The 19,872-nt window shown below is 58.7% G+C and carries 17 protein-coding genes; 5 read left to right on the forward strand and 12 right to left on the reverse strand.

Features of this window, described 5'->3' with window-relative positions; genetic code table 11:
• The 5 genes from rfbH to queG are packed head-to-tail and all read right to left on the reverse strand — an operon-like array spanning position 1 to position 5,075.
• Positions 1-1,323 (reverse strand): lipopolysaccharide biosynthesis protein RfbH, encoded by a 1,323-nt coding sequence (gene rfbH / locus CAP31_RS11855; protein WP_087447722.1) that lies wholly within the window; start codon positions 1,321-1,323, stop codon positions 1-3.
• The gene (rfbG, locus tag CAP31_RS11860) at positions 1,320-2,393 is read right to left on the reverse strand and encodes a CDP-glucose 4,6-dehydratase (RefSeq protein WP_087448381.1); all 1,074 of its coding nucleotides are present in this window, start codon (positions 2,391-2,393) and stop codon (positions 1,320-1,322) included. The genes rfbH and rfbG overlap by 4 nt, the downstream gene beginning before the upstream one ends.
• Positions 2,390-3,160, reverse strand: a complete 771-nt coding sequence (gene rfbF, locus CAP31_RS11865) for a glucose-1-phosphate cytidylyltransferase (protein ID WP_087447723.1) — start codon at positions 3,158-3,160, stop codon at positions 2,390-2,392. The genes rfbG and rfbF overlap by 4 nt, the downstream gene beginning before the upstream one ends.
• A 32-nt stretch (positions 3,161-3,192) precedes the next feature.
• Positions 3,193-3,999: a glutamate racemase gene (murI, locus tag CAP31_RS11870; protein ID WP_087447724.1), complete on the reverse strand. Its 807-nt coding sequence runs from the start codon at positions 3,997-3,999 to the stop codon at positions 3,193-3,195.
• Positions 4,000-4,004: 5 nt separating this feature from the next.
• Positions 4,005-5,075: a tRNA epoxyqueuosine(34) reductase QueG gene (gene queG, locus CAP31_RS11875; protein WP_087447725.1), complete on the reverse strand. Its 1,071-nt coding sequence runs from the start codon at positions 5,073-5,075 to the stop codon at positions 4,005-4,007.
• Here queG and tsaE point away from each other — a divergent pair.
• From tsaE to mutL, 3 genes are all read left to right on the forward strand, one after another.
• Positions 5,067-5,561: a tRNA (adenosine(37)-N6)-threonylcarbamoyltransferase complex ATPase subunit type 1 TsaE gene (gene tsaE / locus CAP31_RS11880; RefSeq protein WP_087447726.1), complete on the forward strand. Its 495-nt coding sequence runs from the start codon at positions 5,067-5,069 to the stop codon at positions 5,559-5,561. The two genes, queG and tsaE, sit on opposite strands and share 9 nt — an antisense overlap.
• Positions 5,528-6,865, forward strand: a complete 1,338-nt coding sequence (locus CAP31_RS11885) for an N-acetylmuramoyl-L-alanine amidase (protein ID WP_087447727.1) — start codon at positions 5,528-5,530, stop codon at positions 6,863-6,865. Before tsaE ends, CAP31_RS11885 begins: the two co-directional genes overlap by 34 nt.
• 120 nt (positions 6,866-6,985) lie before the next feature.
• Positions 6,986-8,800 (forward strand): DNA mismatch repair endonuclease MutL, encoded by a 1,815-nt coding sequence (gene mutL, locus CAP31_RS11890; protein WP_087447728.1) that lies wholly within the window; start codon positions 6,986-6,988, stop codon positions 8,798-8,800.
• 4 nt (positions 8,801-8,804) lie between these two features.
• Here mutL and CAP31_RS11895 read toward each other — a convergent pair whose 3' ends face one another.
• Together CAP31_RS11895 and CAP31_RS11900 are read right to left on the reverse strand one after the other, a co-directional pair.
• Positions 8,805-9,335: a nuclear transport factor 2 family protein gene (locus CAP31_RS11895; protein ID WP_157662745.1), complete on the reverse strand. Its 531-nt coding sequence runs from the start codon at positions 9,333-9,335 to the stop codon at positions 8,805-8,807.
• Between the two features lie 56 nt (positions 9,336-9,391).
• Positions 9,392-10,342, reverse strand: coding sequence for a hypothetical protein (locus CAP31_RS11900; protein WP_087447730.1), 951 nt, complete (start codon positions 10,340-10,342; stop codon positions 9,392-9,394).
• Positions 10,343-10,686: 344 nt separating this feature from the next.
• Here CAP31_RS11900 and CAP31_RS11905 point away from each other — a divergent pair, with 344 nt between their 5' ends.
• Together CAP31_RS11905 and CAP31_RS11910 are read left to right on the forward strand one after the other, a co-directional pair.
• Positions 10,687-11,988, forward strand: coding sequence for a DEAD/DEAH box helicase (locus tag CAP31_RS11905; RefSeq protein ID WP_087447731.1), 1,302 nt, complete (start codon positions 10,687-10,689; stop codon positions 11,986-11,988).
• A gap of 51 nt (positions 11,989-12,039) precedes the next feature.
• Complete coding sequence (locus tag CAP31_RS11910; protein WP_087447732.1) at positions 12,040-13,878, forward strand: nucleoside-diphosphate sugar epimerase/dehydratase; 1,839 nt, start codon at positions 12,040-12,042, stop codon at positions 13,876-13,878.
• 89 nt (positions 13,879-13,967) lie between these two features.
• Here CAP31_RS11910 and CAP31_RS11915 read toward each other — a convergent pair whose 3' ends face one another.
• From CAP31_RS11915 to hypB, 5 genes are all read right to left on the reverse strand, one after another.
• A complete protein-coding gene (locus CAP31_RS11915) occupies positions 13,968-14,531 on the reverse strand; it encodes a YSC84-related protein (protein WP_087447733.1) in 564 nt (187 codons plus the stop codon).
• A gap of 184 nt (positions 14,532-14,715) precedes the next feature.
• A complete protein-coding gene (gene hypE, locus CAP31_RS11920) occupies positions 14,716-15,720 on the reverse strand; it encodes a hydrogenase expression/formation protein HypE (RefSeq protein WP_087447734.1) in 1,005 nt (334 codons plus the stop codon).
• A complete protein-coding gene (gene hypF, locus CAP31_RS11925; protein ID WP_223247275.1) occupies positions 15,713-17,950 on the reverse strand; it encodes a carbamoyltransferase HypF in 2,238 nt (745 codons plus the stop codon). Before hypF ends, hypE begins: the two co-directional genes overlap by 8 nt.
• Positions 17,947-19,047, reverse strand: a complete 1,101-nt coding sequence (gene hypD / locus CAP31_RS11930) for a hydrogenase formation protein HypD (RefSeq protein ID WP_087447735.1) — start codon at positions 19,045-19,047, stop codon at positions 17,947-17,949. Before hypD ends, hypF begins: the two co-directional genes overlap by 4 nt.
• Positions 19,044-19,859, reverse strand: a complete 816-nt coding sequence (gene hypB / locus CAP31_RS11935) for a hydrogenase nickel incorporation protein HypB (protein ID WP_087447736.1) — start codon at positions 19,857-19,859, stop codon at positions 19,044-19,046. Before hypB ends, hypD begins: the two co-directional genes overlap by 4 nt.
• Between the last annotated feature and the right edge of the window lie 13 nt (positions 19,860-19,872).

Consider the following 19,872-nt stretch of genomic DNA (forward strand, 5'->3'; position numbering starts at 1 on the left):
TCAGAAATTCACCCCGAAAAACGCTTCCAGTTTTGCGATCACGAAATCAAGCATGTCTTTGCTCAAGCCCGGGTAGACGCCAATCCAGAACGTGTCATTCATCACCGTATCGGTGTTGCTCAACTCACCGGCGACGCGGAATTTCTGCCCCTTCATGTACGGCTGACGAGTCAAATTGCCGGCAAACAGCAAGCGCGTGCCGATTTTATTCTGATCGAGATAACGAAGCAGATCGACCCGGTTCGCATCTGCATTCGGCTTGATGGTGATGGGAAAACCGAACCAGGACGGCTCACTGTTCGGCGTTGCCTCCGGCAGCAGCAGGAATTCTGCGCAGCTCTGCAGCCCGGCTTTAAGATAAGCGAAATTGGCTTTGCGCGCGGCGATGAATTCTTCCACGCGATCCATCTGCGCCAGCGCGCAGGCGGCCTGCATGTCGGTGATTTTGAGGTTATAGCCGAGATGCGAATAGGTGTATTTATGGTCATAACCTTCCGGCAGATCGCCGAGCTTCCAGCAGAAGCGCTTACCGCAGGTATTGTCCTTGCCGGGCGGACAATAGCAATCGCGGCCCCAGTCGCGGAACGATTCGATAATCATCTTGAGCTGGTCGTTATTGGTGAACACTGCACCGCCTTCGCCCATGGTGATGTGGTGCGCAGGATAGAAACTCAGCGTGCCGATGTCGCCGAAGGTGCCGACCAGCTTGCCGTTATAGGTGGAGCCAAGCGCATCGCAGCAGTCTTCGATCAGCCAGAGGTTATATTTCTTGGCCAGCGCGCCGATGACTTCGAGATTGTAAGGGTTGCCCAGGGTATGTGCCAGCATAATGGCCTTGGTCCTGGGACTGATGGCCGCTTCAATGCTGGCGGGATCGATATTGTAAGTCGGCAGATGCACGTCGACAAACACCGGTACCGCGCCGAATTGCAGAATGGGATTGACCGTTGTCGGAAAACCTGCAGCCACCGAAATGACCTCATCACCCTGCTGAATGGCACGGTCACCCAGTTTAGGCGAAGTGAGCGCGGAGAAAGCAAGCAGATTGGCCGACGACCCGGAGTTGGTAGTGAGCGCATGCTTCACACCGAGGAATTCGGTCAGGCGTTTTTCAAAGGCATCGTTGAAACGGCCAGTGGTAAGCCAGCCGTCCAGCGATGCCTCCACCATGTTCTGCAGCTCCGCTGCACCGATCACCTTGCCGGACGGCGGCACGACGTCCTTACCCGCTTCGAAAGCGGCAGGTTCATAGGCAAGATCGGCATACTGCTTAACGAGATCGGCGATTTGTGCGCGTAACTGCGCTTTCGTACTTGTGCTCATGAGTCTCTCAATGAATAGTGACTGATTTGGTTAAGGGTGTACTGACGCATGTCCGCTTGCGCCAGATAGGCGTGTTGCCAGGCAACGATCATTTCCAGTGTGGTAGCCAGGCTCCAGCGCGGTTGCCAATCCAGGCGCATTTTGGCTTTCGAACAGTCCAGCTTGAGGTAATGCGCTTCATGCGGTTGCGCTGCCTGCTCCAGCTGCCAGCTCGCCCCCTCGCCCCAGGCATCGGTGAGCTGCTCCACAATCCACTGCACCGGTTTGGCATCTTCATCATTCGGGCCGAAATTCCAGCCCTCGGCATAATCCACCCCGGCTTCGTACAGCCGCTGCGCCAGTTGCAGATAACCGCTGAGCGGTTCCAGCACATGCTGCCAGGGACGGATGGCATGCGGGTTGCGGATAGTGACCGGCTGGCCGGCACTGATCGCACGCAAAATATCGGGGATGAGGCGGTCATCCGCCCAGTCACCACCACCGATGACATTGCCCGCACGCACTGAAGCCAGCGCGACATGGCGTTCGCTGTATTTTTCAGGATTGAAGAATGAATTGCGATAGGCCGAGGCCACCAGTTCTGCACAGCCCTTGCTGCTGCTGTAGGGATCATAGCCGCCCATGGCTTCGTTTTCGCGGTAACCCCACACCCATTCTTTGTTTTCGTAACACTTGTCGCTGGTAACATTGACTACGGCACGCACGCTGGGGGTTTTGCGCACAGCTTCCAGCACATGCACGGTGCCCATGACGTTCGTCGAATAGGTTTCCACCGGCTCGATATAGGAATAGCGCACCAGCGGTTGCGCCGCCATGTGGATGACAATATCCGGCGCTGCCGCCTGCATCGCCTGAACCAGAACCGCACCATCACGAATATCACCGATGATGGAGTGCATGCCCTGCCCGATTTGAGCAACTTCGAACAGACTGGGATTGGTTGGCGGCTGCAAGGCATAACCGGTCACGTTCGCGCCCAGCTGCTGCAGCCACAGGCACAGCCAGCTGCCTTTGAAACCGGTATGTCCGGTGACAAATACATTCTTGCCCGACCAGAAAGCTGCGTTCACGACCACACCTTCCACGGCGCCTTGCCGGATTGCCAGAGTTCTTCCAGATAGTTTTTATCGCGCAGCGTATCCATTGGCTGCCAGAAGCCATGATGCAGATAGGCCGAGAGTTGCCCCGCTGCAGCAAGCTGTTCCATGGGTTCGCGTTCCCAAATGGTGAAATCATCTTTGATTTCATCAATCACTTTTGGCGACAATACGAAGAAACCGCCATTGATCCAGCCACCATCACCTTGCGGTTTTTCCTGAAAGCCGCGCACTTTATGCTGCTCCAGATTGAGCGCACCGAATCGTCCCGGCGGTTGCACTGCGGTCAGGGTTGCCATTACGTTTTTCGCCTTATGGAAGGCGATGGACTCGCTAATATTCACATCACCCACCCCGTCGCCATAAGTAAAGCAGAAATCATCATCTCCCAGAAAATGACGCACGCGCTTGAGACGCCCGCCAGTCATGGATTCATCGCCGGTATCGACCAGCGTGACTTTCCACGGCTCGGCACTATTCTGATGCACTTCCATTTTGTTATGCTGCATATCGAAAGTCACGTCCGAGGTATGCAGAAAATAGTTAGCAAAATATTCCTTGATCAAATAGCCTTTGTAGCCGAGGCAAATGATGAATTCGTTCACACCATGCGCTGAGTACATTTTCATGATGTGCCACAAGATCGGCTTACCGCCGATTTCTATCATCGGCTTTGGACGTATAGAAGTTTCTTCACTGATTCTGGTACCGAAGCCACCGGCCAATATGACTGCTTTCATATTTCCCCTTTATTCAATGCACTTATCCCTGCTTACCACTTCACCACATGCAAATGACTCAATGACCGCCCCAGGAAACGCTCGCCTATGGTCTGGAATTTCACCGGCACGTCGGTCACGTAGTATTCGTAGTGCGGGAGGGCATGGCTGGTGTTGGCGAGATTGAGCTCAGCCAGCAGCGCGGCGGTGCGGTTGGCCATGGCTTCGGCGGAATCGACCAGCTTCACATTGTCGCCCATGACTTCCTGCAGCAAGGGTTTGATCAACGGATAATGCGTGCAACCCAGCACCAGCGTGTCGATGTGTTCGGCGATTACCGGCTTGAGGTATTCGAGCGCGGTGAGGCGAGTGACATCGTGATCCAGCCAGCCTTCCTCGACAAGCGGCACGAATAACGGGCAGGCCTGCGAATAGATGCGGGCATCCTGGGTGAGGCTGTGGATGGCACGGGCGTAGGTGTTACTGTTGACGGTGGTGGGGGTGCCGATCACGCCGATCTGGTGGGTCTTGCTGGCGGCGACAGCGGCCATGGCGCCGGCCTCGATGACGTCCAGCACCGGCACCGGCGACATGTCGCGCACAGTCTGCGCGGCGACAGCGGCCATGGTATTGCAGGCGATAATCAGCAATTTGACGTTTTTTTCCAGCAGAAACTGTGCGATCTGTGTGGTGTAATGGGCGATGGTTTCCACCGATTTCACGCCATAAGGCACGCGCGCGGTATCGCCGAAATACACGATGTTTTCAAACGGCAGGCGTTCCATCAGGGCACGCACGACGGTCAGTCCGCCGATACCGGAATCGAATACGCCTATGGGCTGTTTGGGGTCAATCTGCATAGTAATTAATCGACTGAATGTTGATGTTGCGACAGCGCCCATTGTACATGTTCGCGCACGATTACTGACGGATGATCGGCATGCCGGTTTAACGCCGCAACTATTTCAGGACTGGCAGGCGCATTGCCCAGCGCGACAGCGATATTACGCAACCAGCGCTCATGGCCGATGCGGCGAATGGCGCTGCCTTGCAGCCGCTGATTGAATTCGTCCTCGCTCCATGCCAGCAAATCCACCAGCTGCGGGCCATCCAGCCCGTTGCGCACACTGAAATCGGCGCTGCTGCTGGTTTTGGCAAAGCGGTTCCACGGGCATATCAACTGACAATCGTCGCAGCCATAAATACGGTTACCCATCAGCGGACGCAGCTCGACAGGAATCGCGCCGCTGTGTTCGATGGTGAGGTAGGAAATGCAGCGCCGGGCATCGAGCTCGTTGGGCGCCAGTATCGCCTGTGTCGGGCAGATATCGATGCAGGCATGGCAATCGCCGCAGTGTGCGCTCACGGGTTGGTCTATCGGTAATGGCAAATCGGTATAGATTTCGCCGAGAAAGAACCACGATCCTGCTTCGCGATTGAGCAGCAGGGTATGCTTGCCGCGCCAGCCCAGCCCGGCTTTGCTCGCCAGCGCGACTTCCATTACCGGCGCCGAATCGGTGAATACACGGTAATTGAATGCGCCCACGGCCTGATTGATGCGCTCCGCCAACCGTTGCAGCTGCGTGCGCATCACCTTGTGGTAATCGCGGCCCAGTGCATAGCGCGAAATGTAAGCCGATTGCGGCTCGCTCATGACTTCCCAGCTGTCGCGCGTATTTGGGGGGAGATAATCCATACGCACCGAGATCACGCGCACCGTGCCAGGGATTAATTCGGCAGGACGGGTACGCTTGGTGCCGTGTTTTGCCATATAATCCATCTCGCCGTGATAGCCTTGGCTCAACCAGGCCAGCAGCTCGGTTTCCGCCGCGCCCAGATCGCAGTCAGTAATGCCTACGCCGTGAAAGCCGAGTTCCGCCCCCCAGACTTTAATCTGTTGCGCCAATACCACTAAATCGAGTTGATCATGATCCATACCGCTAATGATACCCTGCTCCGTTATTCCCGGCACCTTGCCGACGAGGCCGCCACCCTTGCACTAGGCGCCGATATCGCCCGCGCACTCGCTCCCGGGCTGGTAATCTACCTCTACGGCAACCTCGGTGCGGGCAAAACCACACTCTCCCGCGGCATCATGCGTGGCCTCGGTTATCAGGGCAAAGTCAAAAGTCCGACGTATACTTTGGTTGAACTTTATGAGGTTTCTAGGTTAAAGTTATATCACTTTGATTTATATCGCTTCAATGATGCGCTAGAATGGGAGGAAGCGGGATTCAGGGAGTATTTTAATCGCGACAGCGTGTGCCTGGTCGAATGGCCGGAAAAAGCGGCGGAATTACTCCCCACCCCGGATATACGCTTGTATTTAACGCCTGACGGCGAAGGCCGCATTGCGGTCATCGAAGCCGTCACGCAAGGAGGTAAACAATGTCTGAGTCAATTGCCCGCTACCACTGGTTGATACCGCTGCGCCACGCCGTCACGGCGTTATGCCTCACCCCGCTATGGGCCATGGCGGCGAACACCATCAACGACGTGCGCTATTGGCCGGCGAACGATTACAGTCGGCTCACGCTGGAATCCGCCGCGCCGCTCCACTACAAATTGTTTACCCTGAGCAATCCGGAGCGCCTGGTCATCGACCTGGAAGACGTTGACAACACGCCGGCGATGCAAGACCTGACCAGCAAGATCGGCACCAACGACCCGTGGATCGCCAAATTGCGCGCAGGCATCAATCGTCCCGGCGTGCTGCGCCTTGTGCTCGACTTGCGCGGCGAGGTCAAGCCCAGCGTGTTCACCCTCAAACCGGTCGGCAATTACGGCAACCGCCTGGTGCTCGACGTCTATCCGGCCAAGCCAGCCGATGCCGCCGCAGCCAGCGTCAAATCCGGCGAGAACAGCGACAAGCTCAATCTGGCTCAGTCCGATGCTCAGCCACGCATTGACGACAATATGCCGGGAAAGGTCAACGACCCTGCCACAGATGACATGCCGACCACAGGCAAACCGGCCAAATCCGGAAAAAAACCCGCTTTCGAGGTCACTCGACTGATAACCGTCGCCATCGATGCCGGTCATGGCGGCGAAGATCCAGGCGCCCACGGTGCCGACGGCACGCTGGAAAAGAATGTGACCCTGGCCGTGGCCAAGCGCGTCAAAGCCAAGATCGACAATATCGAAAATATGCGCGCCGTGCTGACACGCGACAGCGACTATTTCATTCCACTGGCTGAGCGCGTCAACAAGGCACGTCGTCTCAATGCCGACCTGTTCGTATCCATTCACGCCGATGCTTTCGTCCGCCCCGATGCGCGCGGCTCCAGCGTGTTCACCCTGTCCGAACATGGCGCGACCAGCGCCGCAGCACGCTGGCTGGCCAAATCGGAGAATGACGCCGATCTGGTAGGCGGCGTCAATGTCGGCGTGAAAGACAAGAACCTGGCGAAAACGCTGATCGACCTGTCGCAAACCGCCACCAACAACGACAGCCGCCGTCTCGCCAGCTCGGTGCTCACCCAGCTCTCCGAAGTCAACAGGCTGCACAAAGGCGAAGTCGAACAGGCCGGATTCGCCGTGCTCAAGGCACCGGATATTCCTTCGATCCTGGTTGAGACCGCATTCATCTCCAACCCGGAAGAAGAAAAACGGCTCGCCGACAACGCTTATCAGGACAAGCTCGCCACCGCCATTGTCGACGGTATCAAACGCTACTTCGCCAGCAATCCGGCAACGGCCAGATCCAAGTTGGCGATACGGGAGTAACAGCATCCTTGACGCACGTTTAAACAATCCTTCACGCGATGCGATAAAATACATCATCGCGTGAAGCCCGCCGGGCAACTCATCCACAATTACCAGACAGCAGCAGATACACTATTCTCCATGCCCACCATCCAGCTTCTTCCCGATTTACTGATCAGCCAGATCGCCGCGGGCGAGGTCGTGGAACGCCCGGCTTCCGCATTGAAAGAACTGCTGGAAAACAGCCTGGATGCGGGTGCGACTGAAATCCGCGTGCATCTGGAACTGGGCGGCACACAATTGATACGCGTGGCGGATAACGGCGTCGGCATCGAGCAGGCGCAACTGGGTCTGGCACTGGCACGCCACGCCACCAGCAAGATCGCCAGCCTGGAAGATCTGGAACGCGTCGCCAGCCTCGGCTTTCGCGGCGAAGCGCTGGCCAGCATCGCCTCGGTAGCACGCGTACGCCTGGCCAGCCGCACGCTGACCGCAGCGCACGCATTCGAGATTCGCGCCGACGGTGCAGCGCCCGGCGAACTGCAACCTACCGCACTCGCTGCCGGCACCACCATCGAAGTGCGCGACATGTTTTTCAATACGCCGGCACGACGCAAATTCCTCAAATCCGCCGCCACCGAATACGCCCATTGCGACGAGACTTTCCGCCGCATTGCGCTGGCTCGGCCCGATGTCACTTTCAGCCTGCATCACAATGACCGCGTCGTGCAGCACTGGCGCGCCCACAGCATGGCTGAGCGTATCGCCGCCGTGCTGGGCGCGGATTTCACCCACGCTGCAGTGGATATCGCCGAGATTGCCGCCGGACTGAGCCTGCACGGCATGAGCGCACTGCCCGCCTATTCGCGCGCCAATCGCGATGCGCAATATGTGTTCGTCAACGGCCGCTTTGTCCGCGACAAACTGCTGGCGCACGCGTTGCGTCAGGCTTACCGCGACGTCTTGCATAACGACCGCCATCCGGCTTATTGCCTGTTCCTCACCCTCGATCCGGCCACAGTGGATGTCAACGTGCACCCCGCCAAGACCGAAGTGCGTTTTCGCGACAGCCGGGCCGTGCACCAGTTTTTATATCACGCCATCAACAAGGCCTTGGCCGGATGCGCCGGTGACAACCCGGCGGCACACGCGCAACTGGCAGGTACATCCGGTCATGCAGCGCAGCCGGCCGGCAATCCACCCGTTGCGCAACCGGCATTTGCCGCTCGCACGGCATACAACCCGCCCCATCAGACCAATATGCCGTTAGGCATAGCGCAACCGGCCGGATTCTACGAGATGATGACGCGCGACATGCCGTCGCCGCATGCCGCGCCGGCCATTCCGCCAGTCGATGTTGCCGCCACCCGACCTCATCCCCTGGGTTACGCCATCGGGCAGATCCACGGCGTTTATATCCTCGCGCAAAATCAGGAAGGGTTGGTGCTGGTGGACATGCATGCGGCGCACGAGCGCATCATGTACGAGAAGCTCAAAACCGCGCTCGATCAACAAGCTATCGCCAGCCAGCCATTGCTCATTCCGGTTGCGATCAGCGCCGATGCGCTGGACGTGACCGCCGCCGCTGAACACGCCGATACCTTGGCGGCGATGGGTTTTGAGATCGCACCACTGTCGCCTGCCAGTCTGGCTATCCGTGCCGTGCCGCAACTATTGCAGAACGCCGATCCGGCGCAGCTTGCGCGCGATTTGCTGCGCGAACTGCGCGAATCCGGCGCCAGTCACGTCCTTACCGAACAGCGCAATGAACTGCTCGGTACGCTGGCCTGTCATAGCGCCGTGCGCGCCAACCGCCAACTGAGCATCACCGAAATGAACGCACTGCTGCGCGATATGGAAACCACCGAACGCGCCAATCAGTGTAACCACGGTCGCCCGACCTGGTTCCAGATCAGTCTGGCAGAGCTGGACAAGATGTTTATGCGCGGGAAGTAACGAATCAGTAACGCTTGTCGATGTGCGGCGCATCCGTCGCCGCACCCGGTATGAGGAAATGAGCGCTGCCGGCCGGGCTGGCATAGCGCACAGCGAGTTTCCAGCCCTCTCCGGATTTCTTCCAGACGTCCACCATGTAGATATCACCCGACGCCTTTTTAGCCTTATCCTGTTTCAGCAGGAAACTGACGACAGCGACGACGTCGTAATCATGCACTGCCATTTGCCGGATATCGCAAGCTGCAGTACCGCGATTATCAGACCGATATCGATCTAACCATTGCGCACGCGGTATCGGGTTGCCGGGCATGGCGCCCACCCGCATTTCGAAATCGTCAGCCAGCAGTGTGTCTATGGTACCGCCATCGCCCTTGCGGATATGCTGGTCCAGATCACATTCAAGCCCGCTGAAGATCTTTACCAGCCGCGTGACTGTGGGGATGGAAACCTGCACACCACCGGGTTGCGCAGCAAACGTCGCTGTGCTCGACAAGGCGACCGCAAGTATCGCCAATAATGAAACGTATTTTTTCATTGCAACCACCTTATGGCCCGACCGCATGCATTCCCCAGCATAAGCGCCAATGCGCGCTAATACGCTAATGTGCACAAGCCGCCCGAAGCATTAAGCCAGTTCTGCTGAATCAGAAAATCGCGCGCGCCCAGCTTCATATTGGCTTGCGAGCCATTGCTGACGGTATAGGTGGTGCCGAATTTCCACGCGCATTTATCAGCGTTTTCCTGTCCCAACGTGTCATACCAGGCATTCAGATCAGGATCCGTCACCGCCTCTTCCAGCTCATGAGCAAGCACGCTGGCCATGCCATCCGCCCCCGCATTCCCGTTAGGACTGGTGGTTTGCGCTTCACACGCACTCGGGCAGCGATCAGGATTGCCCACGAATGAATATTTGATATCCTGGCCCGCTATCGAACCATGGGTATGCCATCCGCAGTAGGAAGTACAAAAACCGGAAGTCTCATTGACGTCAGCGGAGGTCAGGACAAAATAGACTGCATTGGGATCTGCCGGCAAGGCGCCGCTGGTGATGGCGTTGCTCACCACCGCGGTCACATCGGCATCAGCCAGCGCAGTGCCATGTGAATAGTTATCGGTTACGCTTTGCTTGAACAGCGTCGCATTGGTTACTGCAACCGAGCTGCCGTTGTAATAAGTAGTGTTGATATTGTAATAGGGCGATCCGCTCAAACCGGTCGCCAGATCGGGCAATATGCTGGTCGCGGTATTGCCGGCCCAGTTGCCGTACCAGATATAATAAACATTCGTCGTGCCCAGTATTAGCGGACCGCCGTGATAATTGATGCCGTTGGCGCCCTGCTTTTTCCTGCCGGTCGCTACTGCATAACCCTGCCCGGCTGGCGGCTTTTCTCCCCAGCCCTTGCCGGTCGGCCTATTATCGACTTCCCATGATTTATGCGTATCTTGCAAAATCGCCCCGCGAACCAGTTCGGCATTTGCGGAAGGCGGGGCCATCAAACCCAGCATTGCAATACAAATAACATTAGCGGTTTTGTAACACATACGGTGCTCCCCTTTATAATCGTGATTTTTAAACTGTTGTTCGGCAAGTTATTATTTTTATAGACTTCTTCAGCGTCTTCATCAGCGTAGATCATGCCTTAACTACCGTCAAGGTCTGCTTCAATCAGAATATCCGTCTTATGTAATCGCGCCATGTGCGACGCCAATTCCACTGACACTGCATGATTTTATTATTCTGTCCCGGCTTTCTGTTACAATGCGCGCTCTCGTTATGCATGCTCCAGTCCTCGTGTAACGATTCTGGTTTATTCTCTTCATCTGCCTGCCCTAGACTGGCGTTACGCACAACGTAACGACAGGCCGATCTGTTTTTCAGGAAATTTATGTCTTTTGCTACCCTGGGCTTGTCCGAAGCCATCGTTCGCGCTGTTACTGAGCGCGGTTATACCGAACCTACCCCTATTCAGGCGCAAGCCATTCCCGTCGTCCTTAACGGCGGCGATCTGCTGGGCGGCGCCCAGACCGGCACCGGCAAGACCGCCGGATTTGTATTGCCGATATTGCACCGCTTGTCCACTACGCCAGCCAAAGCTGCCGGCCGCGCACCGATCCGTGCGCTGATCCTGACCCCGACCCGCGAACTTGCGGCCCAGGTCGAAGAAAGCGTACGCGAATACGGCAAATACCTGCCGCTCAATTCAATGATGATGTTCGGCGGCGTCAATATCAATCCGCAGATACAGAAACTGCGCGGCCGTGTCGATATTCTGGTGGCAACGCCGGGACGACTGCTCGACCACGCCCAGCAAAAGACCGTCGATCTGTCGCAAGTCGAGATCCTGGTGCTGGACGAAGCCGACCGCATGCTCGACATGGGTTTCATCCGCGACATCAAGAAAGTCATGGCGCTCATCCCCAAACAACGCCAGACATTGCTGTTCTCGGCGACGTTCTCGGATGAGATCAAAACGCTGGCAGACAGCCTGCTGATCAAGCCCGCCACTATCGAAGTGGCACGCCGCAACGCCACCAATACACTCATCGCTCAAAGAGCCTACGCTGTCGACCGTGAGCGCAAGCGCGAGCTGCTCACCAAACTGATCAAGGATAACAACTGGTTTCAGGTACTGGTATTCACCCGCACCAAACACGCGGCGAACCGCCTGGCCGAAAACCTCGACAAGGACGGCATCCCCGCGATGGCGATCCACGGCAACAAGAGCCAGGCCGCGCGTACCCGTGCGCTGAAAACATTCAAGGACGGCACTCTGCAGGTGCTGGTGGCGACCGACATCGCTGCGCGCGGTATCGACATCAGCGAACTGCCGCACGTCGTCAACTTCGAACTGCCCAACGTCGCTGAAGATTATGTGCACCGCATCGGCCGGACCGGACGTGCAGGCAGCGAAGGCGAAGCCACCTCGCTGGTGTGCGTCGACGAACTCAAGCTGCTCACTGCCATCGAACGCCTGACCAAGACCCAGATCATCGCCGAAGTATTCCCCGGCTTCGAAGTCGACCCGCGCATCAAGGCCGAACCGATACTGAATGGCAGCCAACGCGGCGGCAATCAGAGTGGTCAGAACCGCCGCCCTGCTGCAGGCAACGCCGGCAATCGTACCGCAGCCAAACCGGCGGCACGAGCCCCGAGCAGCCCGCATCGCAGCGGCGGGCGCGGACGTTAAATCGCGGTATAATCCGGCCATTGATACTCATAATGGTCATATAAGCCACACATGGTCTCCCGATTCAACTCGCGCATTGCGCTTGCCATTGCACACGACATCATCGCAGCCGGCCTGGCCTGGCTGCTAGCCTACTGGCTGCGCTTCAACCTGAGCATTCCGGCCGAATACTGGCCCAGTGCAATGAGTACGCTGGCCTGGGTAGTACCGGTGCAGGCGCTTGCATTCTGGCGCTTCGGCCTGTATCGGGGGATATGGCGTTTTGCCAGCCTGCCGGATCTGCAGCGCATACTGGCAGCGGTAGGCGTGGCAGCATTGCTGATTCCGCTGGCATTATTCATGTTCCAAATCAAAGCCATCGTGCCGCGCTCGGTATTGGTGCTGGATCCGCTATTGCTGCTGCTCATCATGGGCGGCAGTCGCCTGCTGTACCGGGCATGGAAAGAACATCGTTTCGGTTCACTCTGCAGCGACCGTAATCCGCTGATTATATTGGGGGCAGGCGGGGCTGCGGCTTCGCTGGTGCGCGAACTGGCGTACAGTAACGAGTGGCGTGTCGTGGGCTTGCTGGATGACATGCCCACCAAGCAGAGCCGCGATTTATATGGCATTCCCGTCTTGGGCAAGCTCGATAGCCTGCCAGTCCACGCTGCGAAACTCGACGTCAAGCACGCCGTCATCGCGATGCCATCAGCCGGCCACAGCGTGCGTCGTCATGCCGCACAGATTTGTGCCGATGCCGGCGTCAATGCACTGACGGTACCCGCCTTTGACGACCTGGCGAGCGGCAAGGTGACAGTATCCGCGTTACGCAAAATAGAACTGGATGATTTATTGGGGCGTGACCCGGTGCAGCTCGACGATGCCGGTCTGCATGGCTTGCTTACCGATCAGGTGGTGCTGGTGAGCGGTGCCGGTGGCTCGATAGGCTCGGAACTCGCCCGCCAGATCGCTCACTTCCAGCCCAAGCTGCTGATTCTGTTTGAAATGAGCGAATTCGCCCTGTACAAAATCGAACAGGAATTCACCACCAATTTCCCCGCAGTAAAAATCCTGTGCGCAATCGGCGACGTCAAGCATCGTGCGGTCGTCGACAATCTGCTAAGCCAACACCATCCTGCCATTATCTTTCATGCCGCGGCCTACAAGCATGTGCCGCTGATGGAACAAAGCAATGCCTGGCAAGCCATGCGCAACAACGTGCTCGGCACCTATACCCTGGCCAGCGCGGCACAGCGTCATGGCGTCGCCAAATTCGTGCTCATTTCCACCGACAAGGCCGTCAACCCCACCAATGTCATGGGCGCATCGAAACGTCTGGCAGAAATGGTGTGCCAGAGCCTGCATGCAACGCCCGCAGACACCCCGCGCACGCGCTTCGTTGCGGTGCGCTTCGGCAATGTACTCGGCAGTTCCGGCAGCGTCATTCCGAAATTCCAGGAACAGATTGCCCACGGCGGACCAATTACGGTCACCCATCCGGATATCACCCGCTACTTCATGTCCATCCCCGAAGCCTGCCAGCTGGTGCTGCAAGCCGGCCTGATGGGTGACGGCGGCGAAATTTTCGTACTGGATATGGGCGAGCCGGTGAAAATCGCCGACCTCGCCCGCGACATGATCCGCCTCTCCGGATTCAGCGAGAACGACATCAAAATCGTCTATTCCGGCTTGCGCCCGGGCGAAAAGCTGTATGAAGAATTGCTCGCCGACGACGAACACACCCTGCCTACCCCGCATCCCAAACTGCGTATCGCTCAGGCCCGTCTGGTGGACGATGCCTGGCTGGCCCTTGCAGTGGAATGGCTCACTCAGGACAGCATCATCAGTGAAGCCGAAGTAAAGCAGAAACTCAAGGCATGGGTGACGGAATACACACCTCAGTCATAACCGGACCAGGCATTATCAAGCGGTAGATGCAGGACAAAAACGGCCCCTGACGGCTTATTTCAAGCCGGGTTTCAGGGGCCGTTCCGGTATTAACGCTTGATATGGGAAATTTTGGTACCTTCGATACTGAGGCTGGCCATCAATCCCTGCTGATCGAAGATAAAGGCGTAAGCATCGTCTTTCAATGTCGACGTTGACAGATTCTTGGCGATACCTTCATTCACCACGACCACCGTCGGCCCCACGCCGATTTCCCAGCCTTTGGTTTTCGCGAGATATTTCACCGCTTTGTCGTTCATGAGAAAGACCGCATAGCCGTATGACTGGGCACCTGCCTGCAAACCCCATGATGCCGAAACCGAATTATAGTAACCGTCGACTCGCGAACCCTTGAACAGCACCCCCTCGCCATAGCTTCCGCCGAATACCAGCCCGGCTTTAACTATGTTGGGGAAAACCAGCACCGCTTTGGCCTTTTTCGAAATATCCTCTGCGAGCGGGTTGCTCTTATACAGGATTTGCAGGGCTTGGGCAGCATCCCGATTCAGATCTTCTGCGGTTGCCGCATACACCTGACTGCTAATTGCACCCAGAGATAATGTTGTAGCGGTGACGAGTATGAATTTAAGTAAAGCACGTCGTATATTAATCATTATCCACCTCCTGATAAATTACGGTTTTAAGAATCGAAGCGCAGTAACCAAAAACTGCCTGGAAGGCCTCGAGCATTCATCATCCGCTTATAAATTGATTTGTTCTGTATGCTGCCGCACATAACTCGATTAATCTGCAAAGCTATCCTATCTGCCTGATTTTTATCGTTGTTATGGATACTTGTTAACAGATTCGCGGCAAGGGATCGTCTTCGAGCTCGTCCAGCATGCGCGTACCGCCCAGCGGCGTATGCAGCACCACCTGTGGCCGCCCCGCTTGCATGTGACCGATCAGCGCCGCATCCTGCCCCTCAGGCAACGCCTGCCATGCAGCCAGTGCCAGCGCCGCATCGGCTGCTGCCACTATCGCCACTACCCGGCCTTCGCAGGCCAGATAATAGGGATCGTAACCCAGAATTTCACAGACTGCTTGCACCTGCTCGCGCACCGGGATGTCGGCCTGCTGCAGACTGGCCTGCAGCCCGGTGGCGCGACTGATTTCATGCGCGACGGTAGCCAGACCGCCACGCGTCGGGTCGCGCATGAAGCGCAGCCCCGGCAGGCCCAGCAACGCTTTGGTCAATGGCAACACGCTCGCACTGTCCGAGGCCAGCTCGCCCTTGAGTCCGAACTGCTCACGCGCCAGCATCACTGCGATACCGTGATCGCCTACCGGCCCGGACACCAGGATCGCATCGCCCGGCTGGATAGTCTGCATGCCGAGTTCGATGCCCGGTACGCGCACGCCGATGCCGGCCGTCGCCAGATACAGCCCGCCGCCCTCGCCGCGCCGCACCACTTTGGTATCGCCCGCCGCTACTGCTACGCCCGCCGCCTTCGCAGCGCATGCCAGACTGGCGACGATGCGATCCAGCCGGGCCAGCGGCATACCTTCCTCGATGAACGCATTCAGCGATAGATAACGCGGTATCGCACCCGCTACTGCCAGATCGTTGACGGTGCCATGCACCGCCAGACTGCCGATATCACCGCCGGGAAACTCCAGCGGCTGAACCGTAAAGCCGTCGGTGGTAAACATCAGTTCGCCCGCATCCCACGGCAATCGCGCCGCATCGGCATTGACATCCAGCAGCGGGTTACCGAGATGGCGGGCAAAGACCTCCTCGATCAGCTCGCGCATATAGCGGCCGCCATTGCCGTGTGCCAGCGTGATATACGTTTCAGTCATGTCGATGCCCCATTTCCACAATCTGGCCGAAGCTGATACCGCCGTCATTGACGGGCACCTGTTGCGCCAATCGAACCTGCAAGCCAGCCGCGGTAAGTAAATCAATAACCAGCCCGGTCAGCCGGCGATTCTGGAACACGCCGCCCGCCAGCCCGATGCATTGCACCGAATGGGTGCTCTGCACCGCTCGTACCTGCGCCAGCAGCGCATGGGCGAGGCTGTTATGGAATATCTCCGCCCGCCGGCGCGCGCTCAGCATGGCGTCCGTCAGCATCGTCACCAGCGGCGCCCAGTCGCTGCGCCATACGCCCTCCTCATCGCGATTCAGCGGCAATGCGATGGCATCTTCCGCGCTGTTGCTGCACATGGCCTCCAGCCACATCGGCCCCTGCCCCTCGTAACTCGCATGGCTGAGCAGTCCCGTAAACGCCGCAGCGGCATCGAACAGACGTCCGACCGCGGAAGTCTGCTGCGTATTCATGCGCCGCTGCCAAACCGTATGCACCAGCTCGCTGTTCGCGGGCAGATCCGGCCAGGTTATGCCGGTCTCCCATGCCAATGCTGCCGCAGCGCGCCATGGCTCGCGTCCGACCGCATCACCGCCGGGCAGATAAAACGGCCGCATGCTGGCTGCCCGCATCCAGTTACCGGGCTTGCCCAGCAACGCTTCGCCGCCCCACATCGTGCCGTCCTCGCCATAACCCACACCGTCCCAGGTGAATACCAGCCAATCGCTGATATCCGGATATTCCCCGGCCAATGCCGATGCATGGGCATGATGATGGAATACCGTGTTCAGCGCCAGGCCGCTGGCACGCGCCCAGCGGCTGCTGGCATAACCGCTGTGCGCATCGCACACCACGCGACTGGCCATGACGTTGTACAGCTTCTGCAAATCTGCAATGACCTGTTCGAACACCGCCATCGCCCGCTGCGAGCCCAGATCGCCGATGTGCGGCGAAATCACCACGCGCCGCTCCCAGGCCAGTGCGATGGTGTTTTTGGTATGCCCGCCGACGGCCAGCAGCGGCGTCTCCAGCGCAAACGGCAAGCTCAGCTCCACGGGGGCGCAGCCGCGTCCCAATCGCAGTGGCCGCGGCGCGCCTGCGCTGAAACGAAATACCGGGTCGTCGGCGGGACGCACGATGGGCCGGTCGTGATGCAAAAAGGCATCGGCCACTCCAGCGAGGCGGGCTTCCACTTCGGCATTATCGGTCAGTACCGGTTCGCCGCTGATATTAGCGGAAGTCGCCACCAGTGGCGCGGCGAAATCGGCCAGCAGCAAATGATGCAGCGGGCTATACGGCAACAGGACACCGATTTCCGTCAGTCCCGGCGCAACTTGCACGCACAGCGGACTATCGGCACGCTGTCGGAGCAGCAATACCGGACGCAGCGGACTTGACAGAAAAGCCGCTTCGTCGTCCGTCATCTCAGCGGCATGCCGCACGCTCGCCAGATTGGGGAACATCACCGCCAGCGGCTTGTGCGGCCGCGCCTTGCGCTCACGCAATCGCGATACCGCAATAACGGAACGCGCATCGCACAGCAGGTGATAGCCGCCCACGCCTTTCACCGCCACGATCTGGCCGACACGCAACGCCGCGACCGCAGCTGCCAATACGCCTTCACCGGCCAGCGTCAGCCTGTCGTTCCTGAACAATAATTGCGGACCGCACTGCGGGCAGGCTATCGGCTCGGCATGAAAACGCCGGTTCAGCGGGTTGTCATATTCGGCGCGGCACGCCGGGCACAGTGCGAAATCGCGCATGCTGGTCGCGGCGCGATCATAAGGCAAGGCTTCGATCAGCGTATAGCGCGGGCCGCACTGGGTGCAGTTGATGAACGGGTAACGGTAACGGCGGTCATGCGGGTCGAACAGTTCGCCCAGACAATCGTCACAAATGAAGTAATCCGGCGGCACATGAATATCGGGCCGCGCGTCGCTGACACTGGGACGGATGGCGAAACCGCTGGCACCGGTGACCGATGTTTGCATCTGCCCGAGTATCTGCGGCTGCGCCAGCGGCGGCGCTTCGTCCACCAACGCCGTAGCAAAAGCCGCCAGATGTTGCGGGCTGCCTTCGACCTCGATTTCCACCAGCCCCAACCGGTTCTGTACCCAGCCGCTCAGCTCGAAACGCTGAGCCAGACGATATACAAAAGGCCGGAATCCCACGCCCTGCACCCGGCCCGACACCACAAAATGCATCGCAAGCAGAGGATTCAAGCGACTTTTGCCTCCCGGATGCCGCTGGCCCACCAGATACGGCACGCGCCTTCATCGGACACCATGCACGGCCCCACCGGCGAGCGCGGGGTACAGGCACGGCCGTACAGACGGCACTGATCGGGGTATATCCTGCCCAATACGACCTTGGCGCAATCGCAGCCCGGCGGCATTTCCCCGGCGCGTTTGCGTGCAGGGTCGTCGTAAGCCGGAAAACGCAATCTGGCATTATGCGCTGCCAGCGCCGGCTTGATACCGAAACCGGAAGCGGCAATCACGCCCACGCCGCGCCAGTTGGCATCGACCACATCCATGGTCTGCGCCAGCTGTCGCCGCGCGCTGACATTGCCGCCGGGACGCACAAGTTGCGGATAGCAGTTATCGAGAAAAGGCCGTTCGCCCTGTAATTGGCGCAATACCGAATAGGTCGCCGCCAGCAGCGATTCCGGCGTGAATCCGGCCACGGCGGCGGGCAGACCGTGCCTGGCAGTGACGAAATCCCATTCTTCCGGCCCCATGACCGTGGCCACATGCCCGGGCGCAATGAGCGCATCGAAACCCGGCTTGCCCGCCTCCAGCAACATGGCCACGGCGGGCCAGGTAAGGCGCCCGGACAACAATACCGACAGATTCGATGGCACGCCGGCGGCCAGCATCGCCGCCACCGGCGCAGTGGTGGTCTCGAAACCGGCGGCGAAAAACACCACCGCGATGTCCGGGTTATCGCGCGCTATCTGCACCGCCTCGGTAGGGCTGGCGATCGGACGGATATCCGCGCCCGCCGCACGCGCCGCATCCAGCGAACGCGGCTCGTTCCTGGGTACGTTGACCGGCACCCGCAGCATGTCGCCAAACGCGACCAGAATGATTTTTTCGTTCAGAGCCAGCTGTATCGCCTGGTATACGTCCTCTTCCGGACACACGCATACCGGGCAGCCGGGGCCGGGGATCAGCTCAATATTGTCCGGCAAAGCACCGCGCAATCCGGCCAGCGTGATCGAGCGCTCGTGACCGCCGCACACGTTCATGATCTTGACGCGCGCCGGCAAATCCAGCGCACGGATTTTCTGCAACCAGTAAGCGGCGTCGTGGCTCATACACTGACCTCGGCGTGAGCGTGAAGGCTGGCGCCGTCAAGCTGGATAAAGGGTTTGGCGGTTTTTCCGAGTGCTACCCGCGCACGCTGGGCGGCAAGCTCGCTGCGCAGCCAATCGTACCAGGCGGTCATACCCTGCCCCTTGCGGGCCGACACCGGCAGCAGCGGCACCGTACTCGCCAGCTGGCGCAAACACAGCTCAGCCCGCGCAGGATCGAAATCGTCCAGCACCGGCAACAGGTCGACCTTGCTCAGCACCACCGCATCGGCGGCGCGGAACATGACCGGGTATTTGGCGGGCTTGTCATCGCCTTCTGTCACTGACAGCAGCGTGACATTGCGATGCTGCCCCAGATCGAAGCTTGCCGGACACACCAGATTGCCGACGTTCTCGACAAACAGGATATCCACTCCGGAGAGATCGAGCTGATGCAGTGCCTCGTGCACCATGTGCGCATCGAGATGGCAGGCGCTGCCGGTGGTGATCTGGTGCGCCGGCACGCCGCGGGCGCGGATGCGCGCGGCATCGTTTTCCGTTTCCAGATCGCCTTCGATCACCGCCAGGCCAAATTCATCCTTGAGCGCATCGATGGTCGCTTCCAGCAAGGCCGTCTTGCCGGAGCCGGGGGAGGACATCAGGTTGATGGTGAGGATGCCGCGGGCATCGAAGTGCGCACGATTGTGCGCGGCCTGATCGTCATTGTGCGCCAGCAGCTTTTTCAACACGGAAACCGCGCTGGTACCGGCCTTCACCGGCTTGTATGCCAGATGCCGGTTACCGGATGTCACGTTGCAGCCGCAACTATCGCACATGGCAAATCCTTAT

This window comes from Sulfuriferula sp. AH1 (assembly GCF_002162035.1).
Lineage (GTDB): Bacteria > Pseudomonadota > Gammaproteobacteria > Burkholderiales > Sulfuriferulaceae > Sulfuriferula.